This is a genomic window from Psychrobacter sp. M9-54-1 (assembly GCF_016613355.1).
GTDB lineage: Bacteria > Pseudomonadota > Gammaproteobacteria > Pseudomonadales > Moraxellaceae > Psychrobacter > Psychrobacter faecalis.
Genome location: NZ_JADGFW010000005.1, coordinates 119032 through 137352 on the forward strand (window position 1 = coordinate 119032; position 18321 = coordinate 137352).

The 18321-nt window shown below is 44.5% G+C and carries 15 protein-coding genes and 1 pseudogene; 10 read left to right on the top strand and 6 right to left on the bottom strand.

Going from position 1 to position 18321, the window contains the following annotated elements:
• The first annotated feature begins 12 nt into the window (after positions 1–12).
• The 3 genes from xdhB (at position 13) to guaD (ending at position 5084) form a co-directional block, all read left to right on the top strand.
• A complete protein-coding gene (xdhB, locus tag IQ457_RS02665) occupies positions 13–2583 on the top strand; it encodes a xanthine dehydrogenase molybdopterin binding subunit (RefSeq protein ID WP_200661982.1) in 2571 nt (856 codons plus the stop codon).
• A complete protein-coding gene (locus IQ457_RS02670; RefSeq protein ID WP_342343298.1) occupies positions 2576–3568 on the top strand; it encodes an XdhC family protein in 993 nt (330 codons plus the stop codon). The genes xdhB and IQ457_RS02670 overlap by 8 nt, the downstream gene beginning before the upstream one ends.
• 70 nt (positions 3569–3638) lie before the next feature.
• Positions 3639–5084 (top strand): guanine deaminase, encoded by a 1446-nt coding sequence (guaD, locus tag IQ457_RS02675; protein WP_200661983.1) that lies wholly within the window; start codon positions 3639–3641, stop codon positions 5082–5084.
• Between the two features lie 98 nt (positions 5085–5182).
• Here guaD and IQ457_RS02680 read toward each other — a convergent pair whose 3' ends face one another.
• Positions 5183–6355 carry a cupin domain-containing protein gene (locus tag IQ457_RS02680; RefSeq protein ID WP_200661984.1) on the bottom strand — a complete coding sequence of 391 codons (1173 nt, stop codon included), beginning with the start codon at positions 6353–6355 and terminating at the stop codon, positions 5183–5185.
• A 152-nt stretch (positions 6356–6507) separates the two neighbouring features.
• Between IQ457_RS02680 and IQ457_RS02685 the strand changes: the two genes are divergently transcribed.
• Positions 6508–6699 carry an NF038104 family lipoprotein gene (locus tag IQ457_RS02685; RefSeq protein ID WP_068408670.1) on the top strand — a complete coding sequence of 64 codons (192 nt, stop codon included), beginning with the start codon at positions 6508–6510 and terminating at the stop codon, positions 6697–6699.
• A 145-nt stretch (positions 6700–6844) separates the two neighbouring features.
• Here the strand turns inward: IQ457_RS02685 and purB are convergent, their stop codons facing one another.
• Entirely contained in the window at positions 6845–8236 is a 1392-nt protein-coding gene (purB, locus tag IQ457_RS02690) for an adenylosuccinate lyase (RefSeq protein WP_200661985.1), read from the bottom strand.
• An 88-nt stretch (positions 8237–8324) separates the two neighbouring features.
• Positions 8325–9551, bottom strand: a complete 1227-nt coding sequence (mnmA, locus tag IQ457_RS02695) for a tRNA 2-thiouridine(34) synthase MnmA (protein ID WP_200662097.1) — start codon at positions 9549–9551, stop codon at positions 8325–8327.
• Between the two features lie 289 nt (positions 9552–9840).
• Here mnmA and ispF point away from each other — a divergent pair.
• The 6 genes and pseudogenes from ispF to IQ457_RS02725 all read left to right on the top strand — a co-directional run.
• Positions 9841–10317, top strand: a pseudogene (ispF, locus tag IQ457_RS02700) (2-C-methyl-D-erythritol 2,4-cyclodiphosphate synthase); the annotation flags it as partial.
• 217 nt (positions 10318–10534) lie between these two features.
• Positions 10535–10885 (top strand): Grx4 family monothiol glutaredoxin, encoded by a 351-nt coding sequence (gene grxD / locus IQ457_RS02705; RefSeq protein WP_068408679.1) that lies wholly within the window; start codon positions 10535–10537, stop codon positions 10883–10885.
• Positions 10886–11086: 201 nt separating this feature from the next.
• On the top strand, positions 11087–11635 hold the full coding sequence (locus IQ457_RS02710) for a hypothetical protein (RefSeq protein WP_191690915.1): 549 nt from the start codon (positions 11087–11089) through the stop codon (positions 11633–11635).
• A gap of 257 nt (positions 11636–11892) precedes the next feature.
• Positions 11893–13788: a tRNA uridine-5-carboxymethylaminomethyl(34) synthesis enzyme MnmG gene (mnmG, locus tag IQ457_RS02715; RefSeq protein WP_200661986.1), complete on the top strand. Its 1896-nt coding sequence runs from the start codon at positions 11893–11895 to the stop codon at positions 13786–13788.
• 188 nt (positions 13789–13976) lie between these two features.
• Positions 13977–14180, top strand: coding sequence for a ChaB family protein (locus tag IQ457_RS02720; protein WP_200661987.1), 204 nt, complete (start codon positions 13977–13979; stop codon positions 14178–14180).
• Positions 14181–14403: 223 nt separating this feature from the next.
• Positions 14404–15363: an AEC family transporter gene (locus tag IQ457_RS02725; RefSeq protein ID WP_144296906.1), complete on the top strand. Its 960-nt coding sequence runs from the start codon at positions 14404–14406 to the stop codon at positions 15361–15363.
• A 119-nt stretch (positions 15364–15482) separates the two neighbouring features.
• Here IQ457_RS02725 and IQ457_RS02730 read toward each other — a convergent pair whose 3' ends face one another.
• The 3 genes from IQ457_RS02730 to IQ457_RS02740 form a co-directional block, all read right to left on the bottom strand.
• On the bottom strand, positions 15483–15635 hold the full coding sequence (locus tag IQ457_RS02730) for a hypothetical protein (RefSeq protein WP_190295496.1): 153 nt from the start codon (positions 15633–15635) through the stop codon (positions 15483–15485).
• A 48-nt stretch (positions 15636–15683) separates the two neighbouring features.
• Positions 15684–16685, bottom strand: coding sequence for an LLM class flavin-dependent oxidoreductase (locus IQ457_RS02735; protein WP_200661988.1), 1002 nt, complete (start codon positions 16683–16685; stop codon positions 15684–15686).
• Between the two features lie 328 nt (positions 16686–17013).
• On the bottom strand, positions 17014–17943 hold the full coding sequence (locus IQ457_RS02740) for a LysR substrate-binding domain-containing protein (RefSeq protein ID WP_191690903.1): 930 nt from the start codon (positions 17941–17943) through the stop codon (positions 17014–17016).
• Between the last annotated feature and the right edge of the window lie 378 nt (positions 17944–18321).

The following is an 18321-nucleotide window of genomic DNA, read 5'->3' on the forward strand; positions in this document are numbered from 1 at the left end:
GGAAGAGACACTATGAGCCATCATTCTTCACTATTTGACAGTTATAGTATACGCCGACAGCGCCCGCCAAAAAATAAAATCGGTACGGGAGTCAAACATGACAGTGCTATCAGCCATGTGATGGGAACGGCCACTTACGTCGATGACATGCTAAAACCGCAAAACACCCTGCATTTAGCGATTGGTAAAAGCACTCATGCCCATGCCCGTATCGTGCATATGGATTTGAGTGCAGTATGGGCGGCCGATGGGGTGGTCGATGTCATTACGTTTCAGGATTTGCCTGCTAAGACTGATATCGGGCCCGTGTTCGATGGCGATCCATTAATGGCAGATAAAGTCACCGAATACGTCGGTCAAACCTTGTTTGCGGTTGTCGCAACCAGTCATCGCGCCGCCAAAAAGGCAGTGCTGAATGCGCTGATAGAATATGAGCCTTTAGCCGCTATTTTGACTATCGATGACGCATTAGAGCAAGCGCAGTTTGTACGGCCGAGCCACTTTATGCAGCGCGGTGATACGCAAGCTGAGCTAAAATCAGCACCGACGCGTATTGCAGGGCATATTCATATGCTTGGGCAAGAGCATTTTTATCTTGAGGGGCAGGTATCTTACGTTGTGCCTTGTGACGATGGCGGTCTTGAAGTTTATACGTCGTCGCAGCATCCAAGCGAAGTGCAGCAACTGGTCGCTGAAGTAGTCGATTTACCCTTTCATGCGGTGACTACCATTGTCCGTAGAATGGGCGGCGGCTTTGGCGGTAAAGAAACCCAAGCTGCGGCGTGGGCGTGCCTGTGCGCTATCGTGGCTAAGCGCCAAAATATGCCAGTCAGTATGCGCTTAGATCGACAAGATGACATGGTGGTGACTGGTAAACGGCACGAGTTTTCCAATCGCTATGAGGTCGGCGTCAATGAAGACGGACAGATACTTGGCGTCGATATGCAGCTAGCAGGACTATGTGGCTATTCGCCTGATTTGTCCGATGCTATTGTCGATCGGGCGATGTTTCATTGTGATAATGCTTACTATTATCCAGCTGCACAAATAGCCGGTCACCGCTGCAAAACCCATACGGTATCTAATACTGCTTATCGCGGTTTTGGTGGGCCACAAGGTTTGCTAACTGCTGAATATATGATGGATCATATTGCTTATACCTTAGGAAAAGATCCATTGCAGGTACGTCTAGCAAACTTATATCAAAACGGTCAAAGCACCCATTATGGTCAGCCGATTGAACATTTTGATTTGGCGACTATCATGCGGACGCTCGCAGAGGATAGCGATTACGATAAGCGCCGTCAGCAAATTACTGTAGCCAATCAAAAAGCAGCCATTGAGGGTAATGATAAACGCTGGGGTCTAGCGTTAACGCCAGTGAAATTCGGTATCTCATTTACCGTGCAAACCCTCAATCAAGCTGGCGCTTTGGTACTTATTTATACCGATGGCACAATTCAAGTCAATCATGGCGGCACCGAGATGGGTCAAGGGTTATATATTAAAATTGCCCAAATCGTCGCCAACGAGTTCGATGTTGATTTGGATACCGTCAAAGCAACCGCTACCCGTACCGATAAAGTGCCAAACACCTCGCCGACGGCTGCCTCATCGGGTACGGATATGAATGGGAAAGCGGCGCAAAATGCCTGTATAACCATTAAAAATCGTTTGCTTAAGTTTGCCTCTGAGCATTTTAAAGTCAATGCCGAAGATGTCCGTTTTGAGCGAAATCACGTTCATATCGGCACTAAAGAAGTGCTTACGTTTGCAGATTTTGTCTTGCTCGCTTATCAGCACCGTATTAGCTTGTCTTCGACTGGCTATTACAAAACGCCCAAGATATTTTACGACCCCTCAAAAGCGTGGGGGCGACCCTTCTTTTACTTTGCTTTAGGTGCAGCCTGCGCAGAAGTTGAGATTGACACTTTAACAGGAGAGTACAAGGTGCTGCGCTGCGATATCTTGCACGATGTCGGACAATCGATTAATCCTGCAGTTGATATTGGTCAGATTGAAGGAGGCTTTGTGCAAGGTATGGGCTGGCTGACCACTGAGGAGCTTATTTGGGATAAAAAAGGCAAGCTTGCTTCTAACAGCCCCGCTAATTATAAAATTCCTACGGCACATGATTTGCCTAAACAATGGCGCGTCAAACTGTTTGATCGTAAAAATGAAGAGCAGACCATTTATAATTCTAAAGCCGTTGGTGAGCCACCGTTTATGTTAGCAGCGAGCGTTTGGTGTGCGATTAATAATGCCATCGCAAGCTTGGGTGATTATAAGAAAAACCCAGAGTTGACCATGCCTGCGACGCCAGAGGCCGTACTAAAAGCCGTCATGCGTCTACAAGGTCAAGCGTGGGAAATCGCTTCTAAACCAGACACCGAAACCATTGAAAGCTTAACACCAGCTGACGATGACTGCGGCATTGATGACGATCGCGTACTGCCGCAGCAAGTAGCGCATGCTACAGACATGACACCGCCTGCGTCTGAAGGTCAATTGTTTGATGAAGAGCCTGAGGCGATAGAAAACCCCAACGTCTCAACGGCTCGTGGACCTGCGCACAGTGAATAAGTCACTTATCACGCAGATGCCACCAACGAAATGGTATGAGGGACTGGCGCAATATCAGCAGCAGGGGGTTGCCCATGTATTAGCGACGGTCGTTGCCGTCAATGGTTCGGCACCTCGCGAACTACAGTCTAAAATGATTGTCACGCTCGATGACTGCTGCGATACATTGGGCGGTGGGAGTTTAGAGCATGATGTAACGCTAACAGCGCGGCAACTATTAAATGGCGAGCTTGAGCCAAATAATTCGAAAGCTTCCTCTCAACCATTAAAAGCAGGCAGGTCTGCAAAAGCACAAGCGGTACGCCGTGAAGCAGTTTACAGCAAACATTATCCATTGGGCGCTAAGTTAGCACAATGCTGCGGTGGTAGCGTGACGGTGATGTTTGAATGCTTTCACTTAACACCACCGATGTCGCTATTGGTTTTTGGGGGCGGACACGTAGCTACCGCATTAATGAGCATATTGGCTGAGCTGCCTTGCCAAGTGGACTGGATAGACAGTCGTCCTGAGATGTTTGAGCGTTATCTGAGCGCTGAATCTGGCACAGTGGACGGACAGGTAAATGACCAATTACCAGCGCATATTCGTGTGCATATTGACGACGATCCGGTTGATTTTATCCGTCCATTTTTGACCAATGGCGCTCGCAGACTATCTACAAATAAAGGTACGCAATATTTTATTTTAGTCATGACTCATGATCACAGTCTTGATTTTGACTTGGTGCGCGCGGCTTTAGATTGTTTGCTAGCTACTGATTCAAAGACTGCATTAAAGGAAAGCAGTGCGCGGCCTTATGTCGGCTGTATCAGCTCGGCAACCAAAGCCAAGCGCTTTAAAGAAAAGTTGCTACAGCGCGGTTATAGCGAAAAAGTCGTTGATAAGGTAACGATGCCAATTGGCCTTGAGATTGGCGGTAAACAACCAATGGCCGTTGCGGTATCTATCGCCAGTCAAATTTTGCAGCTGTATCACCAAGCATAAATATTATTTCTAATTAACATTTATAAGTAAAACTTTATTGCCTTTTACTCTATTTAGGTGAGACGCCTTTATGACCATACATATTTATCAAGCACGACTGCTGCATTATCTAACCGAAGACAATCTGGCTAAGAGAGAAAAAAGCACCAACAGCAGTGATACAAGCACTAATGATACACATGCCAATGATGCCACACTAACAGTGGTTGATAAAAACGTCATATTGCGCCCTGTAATCGCAGGTATTAATGTTTATCCTGAGTATATTGCCGAAGGTGCTTTGGTCGTCGATGATGTGAGCGGTCGCGTGCTAGACTATGGCAGTAAAAATGTGATTATGGCGCGATATGCTAGTAGTAGCGCACAACAGAGCAAAGCGCCCGTACAGATTCACGATTATCAAGACAAGCTTATCATGCCAGGCTTTATTGACACTCATGTCCACTATCCGCAGATAGATATGATTGCCGCCTTTGGTGAGCAATTGCTTGATTGGCTCAACAATTACACCTTTATCACCGAAGCCAATTTTAGTGACCCACAGGTTGCGCATGATACCTCAAAGTTCTTTTTAAACCAGCTGCTTGCCAATGGTACGACCAGCGCTTTGGTGTTTTCGACTAGTCATCCTGAGTCTGTTGAAGCGTTTTTTGAAGAAAGTACTCGCCTAAATACGCGCATGATTACCGGTAATGTACTGATGGATCAAAATGCGCCCGAGCATTTGTGTGTACCGACTGAGAAAGGTATCCGCGATTCGCAAAATATTATTGACAAATGGCACGAGCACGGGCGTCAACATGTGGCGATTACGCCAAGATTTGCCATCACATCGACGCCAAAACAGCTGCAAATGGCTGGTGAGTTATATCGCAGCTATGAGAGTGTATATCTGCAAACGCATCTGGCCGAAAACCTGGCTGAAATTGCCTTTGTACGTGAGCTTTATCCCAAACATACGGGCTATCTCGACGTTTATCATGATTTGGGGTTACTGGGAAGGCGAACTACTTTAGCGCATGGTATTTATCTTGAAGCATTAGAGTATGAGGTGCTACGTGATACTGGTACACAAATCGCCCATTGTCCAACGTCTAATTTATTTTTGGGTAGTGGTCTGTTTGATTTATCTAAGACTTTACGCTATACCGGTCTCAGTATCGCCACCGATGTAGGGGCGGGAACCAGTTTGTCGATGCTGACTACCTTATCGGAAGCTTATAAAGTGCAGCAATTGCAAAACAATCCATTATCCGCGCATCAAGGTCTGTATCAGATTACTTTGGGTAACGCGCAGTCGCTATTATTAGACGATAAAATCGGTAACTTTATGCCTGATAAAGAAGCAGATTTTGTAATAATAGATATGGGTGCGACAGAGCTACTTGCGCGCCGTATGAGGCAGACAAAATCACTCGATGAGCAGTTATTTGTGCTGATGATGCTTGGCGACGATAGAGTGATTGAAGAAACAGTCATTGCTGGCATGAGCCGTTATAAAAAAGGCGCGGTATAAAAAAGGGGTGACATAAAATAAGCTGACAAATAGCCAGCTTATTTCAAGGTGAATTTTTCAACAACACTCATAATTAGTGAGTGGTTATGGCTACCGTATCATTCGGGATATTGTAGCCACACCCAACCATTCTCTAACCATTCGCTCAAATCGTCTGGGTCAATATTTTTAACATCTTGAGTTTGTAAATGCTCACCATTGGCTAAACGCATTAGCACAGCGACCGCAGCAGCATCCAAACCATCAAGGCGCTGACCATTGGCATATAGCGTCACGCCATCATTAGTTTGGCTATAAAGCAAACGATTGCTATAGTCGGCTTGTAGTGTCGCGCCATCTGATAAAGCCTGCATCAACTCATCGGTATCTAGTGTTTCTTCTGGCACTAGCGCATCATACTGGCGCTTGCTAACCACTTCGGATACTGCTTGACGAATGATATCGTCGCCGCGCTCAGATCGCAGCATTTGTAGTAGCTGGTCTTTAATCGCCTCGATACTGCTTGCTGTCAATTCACCCGACGCTTGTAGTGTTTGTGGCAGTAGCATTGGAATAAATAAATCGCTGTCGTTGGTAGCAATATCAGCCAGACTGTCGATGATTTGCATCAAATTCGGACGACGACAACCAAAAGAGAAGGTTAGGCAATCATCTTGCGCGACGCCAAAGTGTGATAATTTCGGCGGCACATAAAGTACGTCGCCCGCTTCTAATATCTCATCAAAAATAATCTCTCCCATATCATCGAACAATCTAATCGGCTCATCGGCGACAAACTCAGTGTTTTTATCACAAAATTTGCCAAGCTGCCAACGACGCTGACCGTAGCCTTGCGCTAAAAACACATCGTAATCATCATAATGCTTGCCGACTGAGCCGCCTTTTGGCGCATAAGACACCATGATATCGTCGCGTTGCCACTGCGGGATAAAATCAAACGCTTGCCACAACTGTCCGAGCTCAGGCGACCATTGTTCAAGGTTTTGTACCAGTACCGTCCATTGTTCAGGCAAATTGTCAAAATCGCTTTCAGTTAAGGGACTTTTTTTAAGTTGCCATTGCGCTAGGCCGTCTTGCTTAGTAGCGGCTTGGGTGAGCAGGCGTGCAGCCGCGTCTTCTTCAATAGCAAGACCAAGCATATCGTCTGGCTCAAACATGTCAATTAGCTGCGGTAAGCCTTGCTTAATAAGGAGCGGTTTTTTTTGCCAATATTCACTTAAAAATTGCTCAGGCGTGATAGAGTCGGGCAAGCAAAGAGGAATTGTGGTCATTGATAAATCCATGTCTAAAAATGGGTATAAGAGAAATAACAAGAGATGCTTTATAGGAAAGTTTTAATAGTTTATGATTATCGCCTAGCTGATAGCGAGTATTACCGTATGAATAGTTGCTGTCAGAACACCTCATCAATCGTAGGAAGTTTATGAAAAAATTACATTTTATCGTTATTATCGCCAGCGTATTTTTATTACAAGCTTGTGTGCACAAGGTTGTGACCGTGCCAGCTAAAATCGCTTATAAAACCACCAAAGGCGTGGTCAAAGGCACAGTGGCGGTCGGTAAAGCCATCATACCGGGCGACAGTGATGACGATGATAAAAAAGATAAAAAATAAAACCTTACCCATTAACTAACTGTCTTTTAAGACAAGTAATAGTAGGTAAGGTTAATGTTTTTCTTAATATAAATGAATAGGCAGTCCTACTCATTTATATTTATTTCAAAATATGTCCGCTAGCTACTTCAAGCTTGATCAGAGATTAAATCTTAGCAATCCAGTCTTTAATCGTGCGAGCTTGCTCAGCGGCATTACCAGTATAAGTCGCAGGCGTCAGCTCACGTAGGCGCGCTTTATCGCTATCTGAAACCGCAGATAATTCATCGCTTTCAACGAAAGTCAGCATGGCCTCACGCGTCATGGCATTGCCGCGGGTTAAGGCTTTGAGTTTTTCGTACGGGTTCTCAACACGGTAACGACGCATGACCGTTTGAATCGGCTCAGCCAATACTTCTTGGGCATTATCTAAGTCGTCATTTAAGCGCTGTGCATTCAATTCAAGTTTACCAACGCCTTTTAGGCACGCATCATAGGCAATCATGCTTTGTGCCAGTCCAACACCGATATTACGCAGTACGGTAGAGTCTGATAAATCGCGCTGCATACGTGAAATCGGTAGTTTTTCACCCAAATGTGCAAGCATCGCATTCGCCACGCCCAAGTTACCTTCTGAGTTTTCAAAATCAATCGGATTGACTTTATGCGGCATAGTAGAAGAACCCACTTCACCATCTTTTAGGCGCTGCTTAAAATAGCCTAAGCTAATATATTGCCAAATATCACGGTTAAAATCGATTAAAATAGTATTGAAGCGTCTTACCACATCAAACAATTCAGCGATATAATCATGCGGCTCAATTTGCGTGGTATAAGGATTAAAGGTCAATTCTAAACGCTCATTGATAAATTGCTCAGCATGAGTTTGCCAATCAACATCAGGATAGGCTGAGAAGTGCGCATTATAGTTACCAACAGCGCCGTTAATTTTACCCAACAGTTCAACTTGACCGATTTGTTTGATTTGGCGAGCTAAGCGATAAGCGACGTTTGCCATCTCTTTGCCCAAAGTCGTTGGACTTGCAGTTTGACCATGGGTACGTGATAGCATTGGCTGGTCAGCATGAGTAATCGCCAAATCAACAATGCTATCGGTCACTTGCTGCATTTTTGCAACCACAATCTCGCGGCTGTCTTTTAGCATCAATGCGTATGACAAGTTATTGATGTCTTCACTGGTACAAGCAAAGTGGATAAATTCTAGGCTATCTTCTAGTTGCTGATTGCCGCGGAATTTATCTTTAATAAAATATTCAACCGCTTTGACATCGTGGTTGGTCGTCGCTTCGATATCTTTAATCGTTTGCGCGTCCGCTTCGCTAAAGTCGTCAACGATGCTGTTTAAAAAGGCATTGGTATCGGCATCAAACGCTGCCAACTCACCAATTGCGCTATTATCTGCCAATGACTGTAACCAGCGAATCTCGACGGTAACGCGAGCTTTAATCAGACCAAATTCAGATAGATAAGGACGCAAGCTGTCGGCTTTAGATGCGTAACGGCCATCGATTGGAGAGAGTGCGGTAAGTGGAGTCATAGTGATGCCTCAAATAGTTGTCAAAAGTAACAGGAGTAAAAGTGATAAAATAAGCAAAAAATGAAGAAAGGTTAAAAGTTATTTAAAATCAAAACCCACAAGGCGCATCGATAGCAGCAATCACACCGCCACCAAGACACACCTCATCGATATAAAATACCGCTGATTGACCAGGCGTAACGGCACGTTGTGGCTCATCAAATACCACACGGACTTCACTGCCATCATCATTTAGCGCATAAACACGGCAGGCCTGATCGGGCTGACGATAGCGAGATTTTGCCATACAGCGTAAGCCTTCCGTGCTAAAAATATCGGCAGGCGGCAAGCCTTCGACCCAGTCAAGCTTATAAGCTTGTAGCTCATTACTCATCAGCATCGGATGCTCATGACCTTGACCGACGATCAAACGGTTTTTAGCCAAATCTTTTGCTAGTACAAACCAAGGCTCTTCTGGACGGTCTTTGACGCCGCCGATACCGATGCCGCCGCGCTGACCTAAAGTATAATACATCAAGCCATCATGCTGACCTATCACATGACCGTCGTCGGTGACGATATCGCCTTTTTGTGCTGGCAAGTACTGTTGTAAAAAGTCTTTAAAACGGCGCTCACCAATGAAGCAAATACCAGTAGAATCTTTCTTTTTAGCCGTCGCCAAATCATGTTCTTCAGCGATTTGACGCACGACTGGTTTTTCAAGCTCGCCTACCGGGAATAGCGTCTTAGCGATTTTATCGCCGCCGACCGCATGTAAGAAGTAGCTTTGGTCTTTATTATTATCTAGTCCACACAAGAGCTGGGCGACGGTTTCACCGTTGTTATTTTCATAGTTCACGCTGCGGCGCGTATAGTGACCAGTGGCAATATAATCAGCACCGAGGGTCAACGCATAATCTAAGAACGCTTTAAATTTGATTTCTTTATTGCATAAAATATCTGGATTTGGCGTGCGTCCGGCTTTGTACTCTGCTAAGAAATGCTCAAACACGCGATCCCAATATTCCATCGCAAAATTAGCGGTGTGCAGCTTGATACCGATTTTGTCACATACCGCTTGCGCATCTGCTAGGTCGTCCATCGCCGTACAGTATTCGGTGCCGTCATCTTCTTCCCAGTTCTTCATAAACAGACCTTCCACTTTAAATCCTGCTTGCTGGAGCAAAACGGCAGATACGGAAGAGTCGACGCCGCCTGACATACCGACGATGACGTGCTTGCTGCTAGGATTGTCAATATTGGCAAGCGTCAAAGGACGATGGATGCTAAAAGCGTCTGAAACGGGTAGACTTGAGGTGTTTGGCGTGGCTGACATAGAATTGCTCAACAATTTATACCTTACCCAAAGTATAAAATGCCCCTATTCATCGATAAAAAGACTAAGAGTGATAGACTTAGTCAGCGGATAAGGTCATCTCATTTTTTGGACGGGGTATTTTGGACTGGGTATTGTGATAAAATAAGCGTCATATTATAACAGTTAATCGTAAGCGGTGGCGAGCTATGCACGCTCATGTTGTCTAAAAGCGCTTTAGAAATTTAGATAGCGGTTCTAAATTATTTTAATCACTCTTCATTCACTTAGTAATTCACTTGGAATAATAATGATAAAAATTGGTCAAGGTATCGATGTCCATGCGTTTCATAATACGGGCGAGCAGCAGCAATATGTGATATTAGCAGGCGTGCCGATAGAGCATACCCATAGTTTGCTGGCACATTCTGATGGCGATGTGGTGCTCCATGCGCTTGCTGACGCACTGCTTGGTGCATTGGCACTTGGGGATATTGGGCAACATTTCCCAGATACCGATGCCGCGCACGCCGGTTTGGATTCGCGCGTCCTACTCCGTTATGTGTATGGTAAAGTCCAAGCTGCCGGTTATACTTTAGGCAATGCTGATATTACTGTGATGTGTGAGCGCCCAAAATTGGCACCCTATAATTTGGCGATGCGCGAAAATATCGCCAGTGACTTGCAAACAGCTGTGAGTAATGTCAGCATTAAAGCCACAACGACTGAAAAATTGGGCTTTACCGGTCGCCAAGAGGGCATTATGGCCAATGCCGTGGTATTATTGGTACCAAATATGATGATGTCTGACGACAATATGGCTAGCAATACTATTTCTGATGTTAACGTTTCAGATGCTAATATGCCTAATGTTTAATCCCTAATGGCTTAGTAGTCAGTCATGATGGTTGCAATAAACGGCAATCGCCCCATGTAGCAGCCACAGGCCAAATTTAGCGTGACCTATCTTTTTTTGATAATAGTTTTAATAAATAGGAGCTTTTATGAGTGAGCAAACCCCAAATACTGCTGCAAACGATGTTGAACAGCTGATTCGTGATCAAATCAAAGACAATAAAGTCATCCTTTATATGAAAGGCACACCGCAGTTTCCACAGTGTGGTTTTTCTGCCAAGTCGATTGAGGTTTTGACCCAAATTGGCCGCCCGTTTGCTTATGTTAATATTCTAGAAAACCCAGAAATTCGTGCTACGTTACCGAAGATTGCTAATTGGCCAACGTTCCCGCAATTATGGATTGACGGTGAATTGATGGGCGGTTCAGACATCATTTTGCAAATGTACCAATCAGGCGAGCTAAAACCTTTGGTTGAAGCCAATAGCCCAGCTGCTTAATGGTTAAGCGTTTTTATTGGGCAGTTGATAAGCCTCAATAAATCATTTAGAAATTGCAGCAAAGTAAACCTGAATAGCCATTTCTCTTCATGAAGAAAGGCTATTCGGGTTTTTTATTGTCTATGCAATTTATTGTTTTTATCGCTTTTAGCCCCATATAGTGTCCAAGATAAATATATTTTGCCTAAAAGCGAGAGTTATATGAATAATCACTTAGCAAACACCGAATTACCAAATACAGAATTAACGGAGCAGCAGGAGGCGGCTGAACAAGCGGCTATCGAAAAACGCCGCGAGTATTTAAAAAACGAATCAACCCGTTTAATCGATATGGCGGGCAATGAGCCAAATTCTGCTCTTAAATGTATCCATCAGCTTAGCGTAGCAGGCGGCGCAACCGAAGCGACTTATATTGCCATTGAGCAGCGTATCGTCGCGGATCAAGATGCAGCTGGTGCTTATCATTTGGCATTATTGGCACAAAACACCCCTGATTTACCCATCGATGCGCGGCAACTTATTGAGATGGTTGTGCTAAAGGGTGATAACGCTCAGCGTTTGGCCTTGCTAAAAAACTTGCCATTGCCGCCAGTTGAGATGATTAAAGAGCAAATCTTGGCGACCAATGACGGCGACGCTATTGGGCAGATGAATGCCTATTTGCAGATTAACCCAGAAGCTTACGGCAGCCACCATATGCTGGCAAGTGGGCAGGCTGACCGTATTGTACCGCTCAGCCCTGGTAAATAAATCCATTCGAGGTTTATCAAGCTTTTATTGATGCACCTTTATGATTAATGGCAATAGCAGTTAATTTAAATAGTTTTTCGTATAACGTTTTTTAAGCGGCAAAAAATTGTTATAATTACCAGCTATTTTACCTATCTTTAATGGCTTATCTGAGTCGTTATCTCTTTTTAAATTCGATTGACGTTTATTGACCGGCAGCCATGCTATTTGACATAGCATCACGCTCACGGTTGCGTCGAGAGTCAAGTGAGGCATACATGCAATACCCAAAAAATTACGACGTGGTAGTGATCGGCGGCGGTCATGCTGGCACAGAAGCAGCTTTGGCGGCCGCACGTATGGGTGCGCAAACGTTACTCTTGACGCATAACATTGAGACGCTAGGGCAGATGAGCTGTAACCCTGCGATTGGTGGTATTGGTAAGTCGCATTTGGTACGTGAGATTGATGCGCTTGGCGGTGCGATGGCACTGGCGACTGACAAATCTGGTATCCAGTTTCGAGTGCTTAATAGTCGTAAAGGTGCTGCCGTGCGTGCCACGCGTGCGCAAGCGGATCGCATTCTTTATAAAGCCGCCATTCGTCATACGTTAGAAAATCAGCCAAATCTTGATATATTCCAACAAGCAGCAGATGATATCTTAGTCGAAAATGGTCGCGCGACCGCTGTTGTGACGGCAACGGGGATTGTTTTTAACACCCAAACTGTGGTGCTGACTTCAGGAACGTTTTTAGGCGGTGTCATTCATATTGGTTTGGAAAATTCAAAAGGCGGACGCGCAGGCGACCAGCCTTCTATCAAGCTTGCTGACCGTTTACGTGAATTGAAATTACCCGTTGGTCGCTTAAAGACAGGGACGCCAGCGCGTATCGATGCGCGTAGCGTTGACTTTAGTGTCATGACAGTTCAGCCAGGCGATACACCGCTGCCGGTCATGAGTTATATGGGCGATGTGTCCATGCATCCTGAACAGGTCAATTGCTATATTACCCATACCAATGCCCGTACCCATGACATTATCCGTGAAAATCTAGACCGCTCACCGATGTTCTCTGGCAAAATCGAAGGGATAGGTCCGCGTTATTGTCCGTCTATTGAAGATAAGATTCACCGCTTTGCCGATAAAGACAGCCATCAAATTTTTATCGAGCCAGAAGGCTTGACCACGCATGAGCTATATCCAAACGGTATCTCAACTAGCTTGCCGTTTGATGTGCAATTAGACTTTATCCATAGTATGAAGGGTTTAGAGAATGCGCATATCACGCGTCCAGGCTATGCGATTGAGTATGATTATTTTGATCCGCAAAACTTGAAGCCAACGCTTGAAACCAAATCGATTGACCGCTTGTACTTTGCCGGTCAAATCAATGGTACGACAGGCTACGAAGAAGCAGGCGTGCAAGGTCTATTAGCCGGTACTAATGCGGCACTGGTCACCTGTGAAAACAGTGAGTTTGACGTTTGGACGCCGCGCCGCGATGAAGCATATCTTGGCGTACTGGTCGATGACTTGATTACGCATGGCACCACTGAGCCATATCGTATGTTTACCAGCCGCGCCGAATATCGCTTGCTGTTGCGTGAAGACAATGCCGATCAACGCTTAACCGAAACCGGTCGTAAGCTTGGTTTGGTAGATGACGTGCGCTGGCAAGCCTATCAAGAAAAAATGGAAGCCATTGCCACCGAAACCTCGCGTCTCAAAGATATTTGGGCGACGCCTGCTAATGCTCTAGGTCAGCAAGTCACCGAGCAGACAGGCGAGGTGCTTTCTAAAGAATCGACTGCTTACGATTTATTGAAACGTCCACAAATACATTTTAATGATATCGCTGCTATCACGGGCTCAGAGGTCGATAGCCAAGTCGGTGAGCAGATTGAGATTTCTGTGAAATACGCCGGCTATATTGACCGTCAGCAAGAAGACATCGACCAGATGAAGCGTTTGGAAAACACCGCATTGCCAATGGATTTTGATTATAGTGTGGTGTCAGGGTTATCTAATGAGATTGTACAAAAGCTGGCGCAAATTCGCCCTGCCACGCTTGCCCAAGCGGGACGCATTAGCGGTGTTACGCCTGCCGCTATTCAACTGCTTGCCATGACCGTTAAGAAGCAGAAAAAAGCACAGGCGGCGTTAAACTCATAATCATTGCTTAGCAAAGTGTTATGATTCAAAGCATGATTATCAAAAAAGCTCGTAACGAGTAATCGTTATGGGCTTTTTTTATGGCGAATAACTTAACAATTTCAGAACAGCTTGATGAGTTAAAGCTTGATACTTTAAAAAAAGAAAGGTTCAAAAGTAGGATAAAAATACCGACAAGGAGAGTCTTTATGCCTTATGATAAATTGTCAGAACTACCAGATGCCGTAAAAGGCAACTTGCCTAAGCATGCGCAAGAGATTTTTCGCGCAGCATTTAATAGCGCCAGTAAACAATATGAAGATGAATCACGTTGGTTTGCTACCGCATGGGCCGCTGTCGAAAACAGTTATGAGAAAAACTCGGACGGCAAGTGGGTGAAAAAGTCTGATTAGGGCGTGTTTTCATTTTAAAATTTTAACCATTTTTAGCCCATTTAGATATATATCGATTGAATTGAGAACACGCCCTCGTATTCAAATCAGCAATAGCGGCGTTATATACACTATAATAAAATAGCTTTCCGTTATCCAAGCTAAGCCATTTTAAAATACCTACTCACCATTGCTGTTTATTTAACAATATAGCTTTGGATATATTCATAACCTGAGCTTATTTATGACCGCTGCTATTATTTTTGCTATCACTATTGTATTGCCCAACCTTGTTTTGATGTGGTTGGGTTTTTTTATGCAAAGGCGCGGTGAGGCAAGCCAAGCTTTTATCGATCAAGCATCCAGCTTTGTCTTTAATTATTGTTTACCGTGCTTACTGTTTTTTAGCGTGGTTGATAGCGAGGTCGATTATGCCAAACAAATGACTTTAATCATTGCTGGTATTGTTGTGACCTTTATTTTGTTTATAGGCGCAGAGATTTATGCCAAGGCTTTTGTCGATAAGCCTGCCGACCAAGGGGTGTTTGTACAAGGTATCTTTCGCAGTAATATGGCGATTATCGGTCTGGCAACCGTCGCCAACGCTTATGGAGAGCAGGGTTTAAGTATTGGTGCCGTCTATATGGGCGTGGTGACGATATTATTTAATATCTTAGCGGTCATTACCTTAAGTCGGGTGTCCAAAAGCGCCGACGATACATGGGTCAGTCGTAGCATAATGATTGTCAAAAAACTGTTTACCAATCCGTTAATTATCGCCTTGGTCGCAGCTTTTGCTTATAAAGCCCTGCCGCTGCCGCCTATTAGCGGCGTCATTCATACCACTGGCGACTTACTAGCTGCGGTGGCATTGCCATTGGCGCTGATTTGTGCGGGTGCAAGTATTGATTTAAAGTCGATGTTGCATCCGTCAGGTTTATCCATGCAAGCCAGTATTGGACGTATTGTGATTGCGCCTATAATCGCTATCGCAGTCGGATTGGGTTTTGGCTTATCAGGCGTGCATATGGGTGTGCTGTTTTTGATGGTGGCGTCACCGACGGCGGCGGCCAGTTATGTGATGGCGAAAGCCATGGGCGGTAATGATATATTGGCGGCCAATATTTTAGCATTTACCACCGTGGTGGCAATGTTTGGTATGGCGATTGGTGCGGCGATATTACGCGGATTAGGGTGGATATAGCATCGATAATAATGTTAGGTATATGAGAAATGCTTTGGTTTTTAATAAAAATAAAAACAGTCGTTATAAAAAAGTCCCCTTTTTAAATTAGAAAAGGGGACTTTTAAGATTTATTGTCGTTATCTCACATTGTCTTTATCATGATTATTCACGCGGCGATGTTTGCGTTTAGGGCTAACACGATACGTCAAATAACCGCCAATAATCAAGACCACAATAAAAGCGACGATGTATAAAAATATTGATGAGCCGATAAAGGCAGAAGGTTCCATGACCATAATCTCCTTAAGGTTTATCAATAATTATGCAAGCGGCGCGGGTTATTGTAAAGTAAACAAGTTTAACTCAGATGTAAGTTCAAGTGAACGCAGACGCGCTGCTTGATCGTAAACGTTGGCAGTGACAATCAGCTCATCTGGTTGATACTTTGCGATAAATTCTGCCAGTTTTGGTTTGACCGTTTCGACAGAACCAACAAATGACACCGATAAAGCGTTGTCTACCATCATTTTTTCCGCCGGGCTCCAGATGCTGTCCATATCATGAGTTGGCATTGGCATTTGTCCACGCTCACCGCGGCGCAAGCGAACAAAGCTTTGCTGCGCTGAGGTAAAGTGATAACGCGCCGTTGCGTCGTCGTCAGCCAGTAGCAGGTTAGCCGCCAGCATTACATAAGGCTTATCTAGATGCGCTGATGGTTTAAACTGTTCGCGATAAGCATTAATTGCTTGTGTCATCATCTGTGGCGCAAAATGCGAGGCAAACACATAGGGTAGGCCTAAATGCGCTGCTAGAGTGGCACCAAAAAGTGACGAGCCCAGTATCCAAATAGGAATATTAGATTTCGCCCCTGGGAATGATTGGACAGGACTGTCATCGGTGCCATCACCTAAGAAATACATAAGCTCTTGGACGTCTTGCGGGAAACGATCGGCATCTTGCATTTGACGGCGCAGCGCCTGAAATGTTGCACCATCGGTACCTGGCGCGCGGCCTAAACCTAAATCGATACGGTCACCGTATAATGCCTGTAAGGTACCAAACTGCTCAGCAATGATAAGCGGTGCATGGTTGGGCAGCATGACGCCACCAGCCCCGATGCGTATGCGCTTGGTTTGGCTACCGATGTGCGATAACAGCACCGACGTCGCCGCACTAGCGATACCCGGCATATTGTGATGCTCGGCCATCCAATAGCGGTTGAAGCCAGATTTTTCTGCTTGCTGCGCGATAGCAACGGTTTGGGCAATGCCTTCAGCAATGGTTTTGCCTTCGGGAACGGGTGCTAAGTCTAAAAATGATAATGGAATTGTGTTGCTCATGATTCACCTATTTTTATGCGGTCGCCTTGCAACGACGTTTTTATAGTTAGTTTTTAAATATCAGGAATAAAAAGCAGGCTGATGATTCAATAGCTCATATGATGGGGCAGTTATAGAGAATATAAAGGTCAGCCCTTAAAATAATAACAAATCGTAATAATTCGCAGCATGTATAAGAGCAAAAAAACACCGCTATCTATTGAGAACGGTGCCATTTGTATTTATCAAAGAAATCATGATTAAGCAGAATGCTTGAAGTTATTATGAATTGCCTAAGTGCTGAGTTTTAAAAAGCTACTCCTTAAAAAGCTACTGACTCAGTTAATAACTACTGACTAAATTGCTTTTGGCATAGTTCCATAAAGGCGCGTCCGTATTGACGGATTTCTGCATCATCACGTACCGCCATCCAACTGGTAAAACGTCCAAAATGATCGACAGGAATGGCGGTTAAATTATGATAATGGCTTGGCTCAAATGCCATTTCAGCGATAATACCAATGCCCAATCCTAATCCAACATAAGTGCTAATCACGTCGGCATCAAGAGCTGCGAGTACAATATCAGGCTCAAGTCCTGCGTCGCTAAAGGTTTTGTCAATCGCGCCGCGTCCCGTAAAGCCGCCGTGATAAGTGACAATCGGGTAGCTGGCAAGGGTTGGCAAATCAATCGATTCTAAACCCGCCAGCTCATGGTCGCTCGGTACAATAACCCGATGCGTCCAGTCGTAATAACGGTAGCAGCGTAGATAATCATTGTGCAACAAGGATTCGGTCGCAATGCCAATATCTGCCTGCCCACGAATAACCATCTGCGCGATGGTTTCGGGATCTGCTTGTTGCAGGATTAAATTGACCTTGGGAAAACGATCTTTAAATTCTTTGACCACTCTTGGCAATACATAACGCGCTTGCGTATGGGTGGTCGCAATGGTCAGTGTGCCAATATTGGGGTTATTAAAATCCAAACTGAGGTTTTCAATGGTCCGGATTTCAGCAAAGATAGATTCGATATGCGGCATCAGCGCTGTACCCATGGTCGTCAGTCCTGTTAGACGTTTGCCTTGGCGCACGAACACTTCGGTTTTGAGCTGGTTCTCAAGTGCCGCGATATGCTTTGATAGACTCGATTGACTGGTATGCAGCACGGTGGCCGCTTGACTTAAATTATAGCCATTGATTACCGTATGCCACACTGTTTCCAACTGTTTGAGCTGGATTTGTAGATGCCGCTGATTGACCACTACGTCGATTGCCATCATTTAACCCTATGTATAAATATACAAACCTCGTCTGTATATAAAAATAAAAAACTACAAGCATTCAATAAGTCGCTAGTGTAAATCAAAGTTATTATTCTTGTATATAATAAATGGCTATGAATTTATACTAATTTGGAATATAGAGTAATTTATTTTTCTTAAATTGACAATAGGGGCTTGGGGCAATAGACGATGAAAAAAAAGCTGTCTTAATATTTAGGTGAGCTATTGATACACGACGTTACCATAAAGAAATAAAATATGTTGCCAAATGCTATGGTTATTAAGTTAATGCAAAAACATCTAGTCAAGGTTAGCGTTCTCAAGTACCATAATTCAATTTTGTGCTAACGATGGTTTTTATACAACGCTGAG